Origin of the sequence: uncultured Cardiobacterium sp. (assembly GCF_938028185.1) — a bacterium.
GTDB lineage: Bacteria > Pseudomonadota > Gammaproteobacteria > Cardiobacteriales > Cardiobacteriaceae > Cardiobacterium.
The window spans coordinates 1-6,134 of sequence record NZ_CALJAH010000401.1 but is presented as its reverse complement, the minus strand read 5'-3'; the positions used below and the strand labels follow the sequence as shown (position 1 = coordinate 6,134).

At 58.7% G+C, this 6,134-nt stretch carries 9 protein-coding genes; 8 read left to right on the top strand and 1 reads right to left on the bottom strand.

What is annotated here, in order from left to right:
- Window positions 1-79 precede the first annotated feature (79 nt).
- From Q0349_RS11800 to Q0349_RS11785, 4 genes are all read left to right on the top strand, one after another.
- Complete coding sequence (locus Q0349_RS11800) at window positions 80-1,024, top strand: AEC family transporter (protein WP_298081194.1); 945 nt, start codon at window positions 80-82, stop codon at window positions 1,022-1,024.
- A gap of 81 nt (window positions 1,025-1,105) precedes the next feature.
- Window positions 1,106-1,510: a DUF4878 domain-containing protein gene (locus tag Q0349_RS11795; protein ID WP_298081193.1), complete on the top strand. Its 405-nt coding sequence runs from the start codon at window positions 1,106-1,108 to the stop codon at window positions 1,508-1,510.
- A 69-nt stretch (window positions 1,511-1,579) separates the two neighbouring features.
- The gene (locus tag Q0349_RS11790; protein WP_298081192.1) at window positions 1,580-1,981 is read left to right on the top strand and encodes a DUF4878 domain-containing protein; all 402 of its coding nucleotides are present in this window, start codon (window positions 1,580-1,582) and stop codon (window positions 1,979-1,981) included.
- Between the two features lie 55 nt (window positions 1,982-2,036).
- Complete coding sequence (locus tag Q0349_RS11785) at window positions 2,037-2,762, top strand: nitroreductase family protein (RefSeq protein ID WP_298081191.1); 726 nt, start codon at window positions 2,037-2,039, stop codon at window positions 2,760-2,762.
- Between the two features lie 54 nt (window positions 2,763-2,816).
- Here the strand turns inward: Q0349_RS11785 and Q0349_RS11780 are convergent, their stop codons facing one another.
- On the bottom strand, window positions 2,817-3,632 hold the full coding sequence (locus tag Q0349_RS11780; protein ID WP_298081190.1) for a YwqG family protein: 816 nt from the start codon (window positions 3,630-3,632) through the stop codon (window positions 2,817-2,819).
- Between the two features lie 103 nt (window positions 3,633-3,735).
- Here Q0349_RS11780 and Q0349_RS11775 point away from each other — a divergent pair, with 103 nt between their 5' ends.
- Genes Q0349_RS11775 through Q0349_RS11760 form a run of 4 tightly spaced genes read left to right on the top strand, consistent with a single transcriptional unit; the run spans window position 3,736 to window position 6,017 of the window.
- Window positions 3,736-4,794, top strand: coding sequence for an ADP-ribosylglycohydrolase family protein (locus tag Q0349_RS11775; RefSeq protein ID WP_298081189.1), 1,059 nt, complete (start codon window positions 3,736-3,738; stop codon window positions 4,792-4,794).
- Window positions 4,791-5,078 carry a hypothetical protein gene (locus Q0349_RS11770; protein WP_298081188.1) on the top strand — a complete coding sequence of 96 codons (288 nt, stop codon included), beginning with the start codon at window positions 4,791-4,793 and terminating at the stop codon, window positions 5,076-5,078. The genes Q0349_RS11775 and Q0349_RS11770 overlap by 4 nt, the downstream gene beginning before the upstream one ends.
- A complete protein-coding gene (locus tag Q0349_RS11765) occupies window positions 5,075-5,563 on the top strand; it encodes a metal-dependent hydrolase (RefSeq protein WP_298081187.1) in 489 nt (162 codons plus the stop codon). Before Q0349_RS11770 ends, Q0349_RS11765 begins: the two co-directional genes overlap by 4 nt.
- A 4-nt stretch (window positions 5,564-5,567) precedes the next feature.
- On the top strand, window positions 5,568-6,017 hold the full coding sequence (locus tag Q0349_RS11760; protein ID WP_298081186.1) for a SoxR reducing system RseC family protein: 450 nt from the start codon (window positions 5,568-5,570) through the stop codon (window positions 6,015-6,017).
- The last annotated feature ends 117 nt before the right edge of the window (window positions 6,018-6,134 follow it).

The following is a 6,134-nucleotide window of genomic DNA, read 5'->3' as shown; positions in this document are numbered from 1 at the left end:
CAAGCAGGGAATACAGCATGGTTGTCGCGAAGTTGATAAGCGGGCGGGCATTATAATGACGTTTTTGAGGAGATTACCGATGAGCCGATTTTTGGCAGGGCTGGCGTTTTCCGCTGAAACCATCATCCCGGTGCTGGCGCTGATTGTCATGGGCTGGTGGATGAAGCGGCGCGGCGAGATGGGCGGCGAACTGGTCGCGGGGATGAGCCATATCGTTTATCGCTACGCACTGCCGACGCTACTGTTCGTCAGCGTCATCAAGAGCGACGTCTCGCCGCTTGCAGAGTGGCGGCTGATAGGCGCGGGCTGGCTGGCAGTGCTGGTGCTTTACTTCGGCGCAAGCTGGCTTTCGCGCGCTATGCCCGCCGCCGACCGGGGCGTGTTCGTCCAGGGCGTCTTTCGCGGCAACCTCGGCATCATCGGCCTCGCCTTCATCGGCGGCGTCTATGGCGACAGCAGCAACACCTTCGCCGCCGCCGCCATCTTCACCGGCGCGCTGACGCTGTTGATGAACATCCTCGCCGTCATCGCCCTCAGCCAGGACGACAACCGCGCCATCTGGCCATTGGTGCAGCGCGTGCTGAAAAACCCGCTGGTGCTGGCGCTCATCGCCGCGATGCTGGTCAAAGCCGTCGCCCTGCCGCTGCCAAACACCGTGCTTCATTTCGCCGGCTACCTGAAAAACCTCACCCTGCCGCTGGCACTGCTCACCACCGGCGCCAGTTTTGACCTGCGCGGCATCTTCGGCGCGGGACAAATGGCCATTTGGGCGAGCATCGGGCGGCTGGTCGCCTCACCGCTGGTGTTCGTCGCCGCCGGAATCGCGTTCGGCCTGCACGGCACGGCGCTCGGCTTGCTCTACCTCATGGGCGCAACCCCCGCCGCTGCCGCCAGCTACATCATGGCAAAAGCGATGGGCGGCAACGCCACCGCCGCCGCCAACATTATCGCCATCACCACCGCCTGCTCGCTACTGCTGGTCGCCCCGGTAATCGCGCTCTTCCCGTGGCTGGGGTGGGCATAAAAGCCTGTTCAACAACCCGCCAAGCGGCTACACTTCGCGCGCCGTCACCCGGCGGCATCCATTCACACAACGGAGAACCCGATGAAAAAACTGCTACAAACCCTCTGCCTCGTCTTCTTTGCCTGCATCCTCACCGCCTGCGGTGGCGATTCCCCGGAAAAAACCGCCAAGACCTTCTTTGAAGAACTCTTCAGCGGCGATGCCAGCAAAGCCGTCGAACTCATCTACATCCCGCCGGAAGCAGGCGACAAAGGCGCGGAAATGGCAAAAGGCAAAATCACCATGATGGCGGGTGAAATGCAGGCACAAATCAAAAAAGAAGGCAGCATTGACGTCAGCACCGGCGAAGTCACCTACACCAATGCCGACAAAACCGAAGCCACCGTCAAAATTACCCTGACCGGCAAAAAGAACGGCAAAGAACACAGCGAAACCAATAACGTCAGACTCATCAAAACCGACAAAGGCTGGCGCATCAAAATGTAAAATCGCCAATCCGCCGGAGAAAAAACTTCCGGCGGTTTGCATTCAATCAACCAAACCAGGGAATAAACCATGAAAACCCTCCTCAAAACCCTGCTTCTCACCGCCCTTGCCGCCATCAGCAGCCTCGCCTGGAGTGCCGAACAAACCCCGGAAGCGGTCGCCAAAGCCTTCTTCGCCGAATTTATCCACGGCGATGCTGCCAAAGCGGCTCAATACGTTTATATTCCGCAAGACAGCAAAAGCAAACCGGCAGACGCGAAAAAAGCCATGACCGAGCGTGTCAAAGCCGAACAGGCGCAAATGAAAGCCGTTGGCGCGGAAGTCACCCTCGGCAAAGTCACCTACACCAATAAAGAAAAAACACAGGCGACGATAAAAGGCACACTGAAAAGCAAAGCCAGCGACAAACCACAGGATGCCGACATTCCGCTTATCAAAACCAAAGACGGCTGGAAAGTCGTTATGCCATAAAGCCAGAATTGCCGGAATAAGTTTCCGGCAATTTTTCAAACGACAAGGAACTCCCATGCTCATTGACCTGCTAAACCACCGCCGCGCCGTGCGCCACTACGATCCTGACCAGCCCATTGACGCCGATACCGTGCGCGGCTGTCTTGAACAAGCCCGCCTCGCGCCGAGCAGATCCAATATGCAGCTCTACCAATTTGTCCACGTCACCGACCCGGCGACGCTGCAAGCACTCGCCACCGCCTGCCTCGGCCAGCAAGCAGCGACAACGGCGCAACAAATGGTTGTTTTCGTGACTAGGCAAGACCGCTACCGCGACCATGCCCGCCAGGTGATGGCGCTGGAAGCGGAGAACATCCGCCGCACCAGCCCGCCGGAAAAGCAGGAAAAACGCCTCGCCGCCAACCGTGGCTATTACGGCAAACTGCTGCCTTTCGTTTATGCACGCTGCTTTGGCCTGCTCGGCTGCTTGCGCAAAACGCTGTTCGGCGCGATCAGCCTGTTCCGCCCGATGTACACCGATTGCAGCGAGGCGGATATGCGTGTCGTCGTGCATAAAAGCTGCGCCCTTGCCGCACAAACCTTCATGCTGGCGATGAGCGAGGCGGGCTACGACACCTGCCCGCTGGAAGGACTGGACAGCCGCCGCGTCAAACGCATCCTCGCCCTGCCGCGCGGCGCGGAAATCAACATGATCGTGAGCTGCGGCATCCGCCAAGAAGGACACGGCATTTGGGGCGAACGCCACCGCCTGCCGTTTGCGGCGGTGTACCGGCGCGTCTGAGCGTCTGCAAGAAAGTCTGTTAAAAAAGCCGCTGTTCACAGCGGCTTTTTTGGCTTAATCACCATGCACATTGGAAAACATTTCGGAGAAATCACGCTGGCGCAAATCATCCGGGTGGATAAAGAAATTGATAAAAAGATAATAATAGTCAAGGATTGGAAGTTCATCGGATATTTGCAACAGCAGACGGCTTTGTTCAAATCGCACTTCTTCCGGATCATCTGGCACATCATCAAAAACAATCCGGTGGCGCGGGTCATACTGGCAGGTTAGTAAATAACCGCCGATATAATTTTCGACCTCCCTTGAAAGGTCAAGATACTGGTTATATGCTTCACCGCTACAACCAAGCCTGTTACCATTTTTATCGACGATAACATCGTCATAGCGCATATCGCTATCCGTCATATATTGCGTTTGCGCTTGCTGAAATTGCAAGATACAGGGCGGATTTTGCCGTTTTTCCTGTAAAGGTGCATTGGGAAGATTTTGCTGCAAGGCGCTGTCATCTGTAATAACGTTGGGATAATAGCGGTAAAGTGGTCTTTCCCCATCGCCGACCAACCCCAAACTGTCATCCATGCCATCCACAAATATTTGCAAAATGCCTGCCGTCGGGAAATCGGGAACGGGCGGCATTTCGGCAAAATGGATTTGCGCAAACAGCGCAAAAGGATAGCCCCGGTTGGTATAAGGATATTCATCGTCCAGCGGCAAATAGGGTACGCCGCCGAGATGGCTTTGCCAGAGGGGCGGGCGGCCTTCGCCCTGCCATTCTTGCCAGGTAAACGGCGCGATGGTTTGCGCGGTTGGCAGAATGGCATCTTTATACGGGGCGAGCAGCGGATATTTTTTAACAAAATCGCACATAATTTTCTCCGGGATTCAAGGGAAAGCGCAGTTTACGGACAAGGGCGGGGCGCGGCAATCTGCGCTACCATAGTGCCCGTTTTCTCTTTACTAAGGAGCCGTCATGGCTGACATTACCCCACAGGAGCGCTTCCGTGGCTGCCTGCTCGCCGGGGCGGCGGGCGATGCCCTCGGTGCGCCGGTCGAGTTCATGCCCCGCGCCGATATTCTCCGCCACTTTGGCACGGCGGGCATCACCGCCTTTGCCCTCGGTTATGAGCGCGTTGGCGCGATTACCGACGACACGCAGATGACGCTGTTTACCGCCGCCGGGCTGCTTGCGGCGTGGTGTGGCGATGGCGATGTGGTGCGCGCCACCGCCCGCAGTTATCTGGCCTGGCTGCGTACCCAGGATGAATGGCCGTATGACCCGCTGCTGGCGGCGGAGGAGCCGTCCGGCTGGTTGTGGCAACAGCCGGAATTGCACCACCGCCGCGCACCGGGCATGACCTGCCTCACCGCGCTGAGCAGGATGCCGGTGCTGGGCGCGCTGGCGCAGAACAACAGCAAGGGCTGCGGCGGGGTGATGCGGATGGCGCCAGTCGGGCTGTATGCGGCCGCGCAGCGCTGGTCACACGCGCAAACCTTTCAGACGGGGACGGCGCTGGCGACGCTGACCCACGGCCATCCCGCCGGTTCGCTCACTGCGGGCGTGCTGGCGGTACTGGTGCAGGCGCTGTGCGAGGAAGCGACACTGGCGGACGGTCTTGCGCGCGCCAAGCCGCTGCTGCGCGCCCGCGCCGGACACGAAAGCACGCTGCATTTGCTGCAACAGGCGGAGGCGTTGGCAGCAAGCGATGTGCCGCCCGCGCTGGCGGTAGCGCAGTTGGGGCAGGGCTGGATTGCCGAGGAGGCGCTGGCGATTGCCGTTTATTGCACGCTCGCGGCGGCGGATGTGCGCAGCGGCATTGTGATGGCGGTCAATCACGACGGCGATTCGGATTCGACCGGCGCCATTGCCGGTAATTTGCTCGGCGCACGCGATGGCATCAATGCCATTCCCGGCGAATGGTTAAAGGAATTGGAATTGCGCACGGTGATTGATGAAGTGGCAACAGATTTGTATGCCACTGGCGATAGCGATAATAATGATGCACGAATGCGGGAAAAATATCCGTCATGAGGAAAATCGTTTTGCATAAAACCGGAAAAATCTTGCGTGGCGAATATCAGGGCGGGCGGGTTTATATTCTGCAGGACAGCCCGAAAGATGAAGATTTTTTTGTATTTATTGCGCCGCCGAAAAATTCCCCGGAATTTAATTCAGACTGGCTCTGGTTTGATGACTGGGTGCAGGACATGGAAAATCTGGAATATTATTTTACGGTTAAAGAATGGGAAATTGACTGGAATGCCTATGACGACAAGCCGGAAATGCAATTCCCGCCACCGGAGACAAAAACATGATTACCGCCCACGCTCCCGCCGGATATATCGGCGCACAATTATTACGCCGCCTGAAACCGGCCCAACTTTCCGCGCGCGCCTGGTCGCTTTATGGCGCCATCAGCGGCATTCTGCCCGATGTCGATATGCTCTGGTTTTACCTTGTCGATCACCGTCGCGTTCACCATCATCGCTACTTGACGCATTGGCCGTCGCTTTGGCTGCTGGCGCTCGTCATCGCCTTCCTTTTCTGGCGGCGCACGCATCGCCCGGCGGCCGCCATCGCGCTGCTGTTTGCGGTGAACGGCATGGTGCATCTCTGCCTTGACAGCATCGTCGGCGACATATCCTGGCTGATGCCGTGGCGCGATACGCCGTATTCCCTGTTCACCGTCACCGCCCGCTACCAGCCGTGGTGGCTCAATTTCATTTTTCACTGGGTATTCCTGCTGGAGCTTGCCATTTGGGCAGTCGCCGCCGGAATATTTCTGCACAATCAACGATAACCCCATGACTGACAACACCATCCGCGTCCGCATCACCGCTGCTGACGCCACCACCCTCCACCTCGTGCCGGTGGACGACATCCGCGAATGCCGCCGCTGCGCCGAGGGCAACGGCTGCGGCAACCGCCCGTGGTTCCGCGGCTTTTTCCGCAACGGTAGCATCGCCCTGCCCAACCGCGACGGCTGGCGCACGGGTGAGACCGCCGAGCTGCACCTCTCCGCCGCCGGGCTCAACATCAGCGCGCTCGTCACCTACGGCCTGCCGCTCGCCGCCTTCCTCACCGCGCTGCTGGCGACGCAGACACTTGCCGAACCGCTGCAACTGCTCGCCGCCAGCGCTGCCCTTGCGACCGCCGTCGCCGCCGTCCGCCCGCTGGGGCGGATTATCATCCGCCGCCATCTGTGGCTGGAACGCCGCCACGCCCGCGCAGAAGTGGTGAAGGTGGCAGGCTAGGCGCTGTTTATAATTGAAAAATCCCCCTCCCCTGCAGAGCGAAGCCCGCAGCGGGGGAGGGGGATGTCTCAATTGTCAACACGCCCTTAGCATTCAGGCTAAAAAACAAAACGCCGC